The organism is Neisseria sp. P0021.S007 (genome assembly GCF_051956855.1).
The window spans coordinates 1-3146 of the sequence record NZ_JBQCXA010000013.1 but is presented as its reverse complement, the minus strand read 5'-3'; the positions used below and the strand labels follow the sequence as shown (position 1 = coordinate 3146).

The following is a 3146-nucleotide window of genomic DNA, read 5'->3' as shown; positions in this document are numbered from 1 at the left end:
CATCCGCTACCACTACGACTTCAACGGCAACCGTACCGCCACCGTCCTGCCCGACGGCAGACAGATCAACTACCTGTATTACGGCAGCGGCCACCTGCACCAAATCAGCCTCGACGACGAAGTCATCTCCGACATCGAACGCGATAAGCTGCACCGCGAAATCTACCGCACACAGGGTAAACTCGCCAGCCGTTACGAACTCGATCCCTTAGGCCGTCTGAAAAGGCAAATTGCCGCACTCAACGATCTGACGCAGACCGAGACAGCGAAAAATGCAGTAACATCGGCTTATGCCGTCAAACGCAGCTACGGCTATGACCGTACCGGCAACCTGATCCACAGTACCGACCAACGGACGGGCACGACCCGGTTTGAATACGACAAACTGGGCCGGATTACCAAAGCCGGCAGCGAACTGTTCGCCTTCGACCCCGCGCACAATATCCTGTCCGACAACAACAGCCCTACCGTCCCCGACAACCGCCTGAAAACCTACAACGGCAGCAGCTATTACTACGACGAGCTCGGCAACCTGATCCACCGCGAACTGGCCGACGGCGAAGTGCAGAACTATTTCTACGACCTGCATGACCAACTGGTTAAAGTAGAAATCTTCAAAAAAGACGGCACGAAAGAGACTTGGGCCTACAGCTACGACGCCTTGGGCAGAAGGATAGGCAAAGGTCGTCTGAAAACCAGTCAGGAAGTTTCAGACGACCTCGAAGAGGAAACCGGATTCGTTTGGGACGGCAGCCACCTCTTGCAGGAAGTCCACCCGGACGGCAGATATACCTATATCTATACCGATCCCGATAGCTACGAACCCTTGGCACAGGTACATAACTGGACCAACGAAGAAGGCGAAAGCCGCCAACAAACCCACTACTTCCACTGCGACCAAATCGGCATTCCGAGAGAGATGACCGATGAAGACGGCAACCTCTTGTGGTTTGGCAACTATACCGGCTGGGGCAAACTGAAGAGTGAAACCAACATATCCGGAACTGCTCACCAACCCTTCCGCCTGCAGAACCAGTATTGCGACCGTGAGACGGGGCTGCATTACAACTTCTTCAGGTATTACGAGCCTGATGCGGGTCGGTTTGTGAATCAGGATCCGATTGGGTTGTTTGGAGGTAGTAATTTTTATATGTTTGCCTTCAATATATCTCGTTGGCTTGATCCATTAGGTCTAAAAGGAAAGTCAAAACGATCATGCGAAGAGATTGGGCAAGATATTGATAGATTAATTAATAGAGATAAACGGAAATGTAACAATGGTGGCACTCATGGTTTGCGCCATAGGTTCAATGAACAAATTAATGGTCGCAATGGTCCTGGTACCCAGTCGTGGAAAACACATGAACAGGAAATCAAGAATCAACAGAAAAGCCTTAGAGACCGTTTGCAGGAGTGGAACGATTCAGGTTGTGGAAGTCCCCCTTCTGGGGCGTGGAAGTGGGCGACAAAACCAGTTCCTCAGCCTAAACAGTGGAAAAATCCTGCTGTTCCGAGGTCTACTGTAGAAACAGGAGCAAAAGTTGTTGCTGGTGCTGGAGCTGCATATATAGTTTATCGAATTGTTCGGTTTTTGCCTTCTTTACTCCCTCCTTTATGGGGAACAATTCCTGCAAATGCTGCCATACCTTAAAATATAGAAAGTAAGACATGAAAAAAAACAATCTAATTTTGTTAATTAAAAATCAAATGTCAGATAAACAAAAAAATGAAAATGCTTTACATTTAAATACACTTTTACTAAACTCAATAGAAAATCCTAGTATAGATAATGATTATTTCATAGAATTATTTAGCTATTATTCTAACATATCCCAAGGAGAAGTAAGTGAACTATTTAATTTACTACAATCTTTAACCAAAAATGAAATTAATATAATTTATGATTTTTTAGAATATATTTCTAAGTTTATCAAAGATTTAGGAGTGAATTATGAATTTGAAAAATTTCTTATGGAGGTAAAATATATACAAGAACGAAATTGTCTAGAAGAAAAAATTAAGCCTACTTTCCCAATTTTTAAAGTTGATAAAAATAACATCATAAGTTTTGATGATAGTGATAACTTTTATATATTTTCTATAATGCAACTATCTACTAAAACTTGGATTGAGATAACATATGATGATTTTCTCTCAATACTTGAATCACTAGAGTGGCAAGCCTTTACTAATAAGGCTATATTATATTTTACTCCTTGCTGTTTAAAATATATTTTTTCTAATTTATCTAAATTCTATTTATATGGTTACGTTGTTGACTTTTTATATATTGCCCTAAGAGACCAAAGTACGATATTTAACACTAATCAAATCAACTTAATTATTGATTTTCTTAAATTAATCCAAAATTTTAACCAGGAAATTAGTGTTGAAACACAAAAAAAAATAACAAGTATTATCCAACTTTATTTATAACTTCCGGGCCGCAAGGGCATACTTTCCCGTACCGCCACCAAACCGGCCTGGCCGATGCGCCATTCTTCCTCGGTTAAAATCCGCAAACGCTATATCGTGCGCACCGGCGATATGTTCCATATGAACGGCAAGTTCAGCAAAAGACTTCCCCCTAAAACCTGTCTGTCCTGTAAGGGTGCAGTGGGTGCCGGTCGGCCGGTGAATCCGATACACGGTTTGAAGTTTTGGAGGGTGAAACCGACTTTGCCTTTGAAGGCATTTTGCCTCTAGTATGGAGCCGCAGCTATTATTCCGACCAAGACGGTACCGGCTGGCTCGGCGAGGGTTGGAGCGTACCTGGCTGCCAACGCATTATCCGCGATGCGGCCGGATTGGCCTATATCGACCCGCTGAAACACATCACCCGTTTCGAATATGCCGGCAACGGTCTGTTGCTGTCGGTAACCGATCCGAACGGCAGCAGTACCGCCTACCACTATAACGAAAACCATCAGCCCGACCGGATTACCGACTGCTCCGGTTACGAAACCAAACTGGCCTACACCCCTGAAGGACAGCTGGTGCGTATTACCGATGCGCTGGGACAGCACACCGAATACCACTACGACGCCAATCAAAACCTCACCCTCGCCCTCTATCCAGACGGCAGCAAAGAGACCTTCGGCTACGATGCTGCAGGTCGTTTGACCACCCATACCGACGGCGAAGGC

At 44.9% G+C, this 3146-nt stretch carries 4 protein-coding genes; all 4 read left to right on the top strand.

The window, feature by feature from the left end; all coding sequences use genetic code 11:
- Nucleotides 1–1651 (top strand): RHS repeat-associated core domain-containing protein (locus tag ACTHUR_RS10530; protein ID WP_440361299.1); only part of this gene is annotated, 1651 nt, incomplete at its 5' end.
- 17 nt (nucleotides 1652–1668) lie between these two features.
- The gene (locus ACTHUR_RS10525) at nucleotides 1669–2436 is read left to right on the top strand and encodes a hypothetical protein (protein ID WP_070625102.1); all 768 of its coding nucleotides are present in this window, start codon (nucleotides 1669–1671) and stop codon (nucleotides 2434–2436) included.
- A 54-nt stretch (nucleotides 2437–2490) separates the two neighbouring features.
- On the top strand, nucleotides 2491–2706 hold the full coding sequence (locus ACTHUR_RS10520) for a hypothetical protein (protein WP_079453697.1): 216 nt from the start codon (nucleotides 2491–2493) through the stop codon (nucleotides 2704–2706).
- A partial coding sequence (locus ACTHUR_RS10515; RefSeq protein ID WP_440398551.1) for a DUF6531 domain-containing protein occupies nucleotides 2661–3146 on the top strand: 486 nt, incomplete at its 3' end. The genes ACTHUR_RS10520 and ACTHUR_RS10515, both read left to right, overlap by 46 nt.

Bases quoted from the DNA above. Each gene is read 5' to 3' on its own strand.
- ACTHUR_RS10525 (WP_070625102.1), top strand. From the start codon at position 1,669: ATGAAAAAAAACAATCTAATTTTGTTAATTAAAAATCAAATGTCAGAT.
- ACTHUR_RS10520 (WP_079453697.1), top strand. From the start codon at position 2,491: ATGCGCCATTCTTCCTCGGTTAAAATCCGCAAACGCTATATCGTGCGC.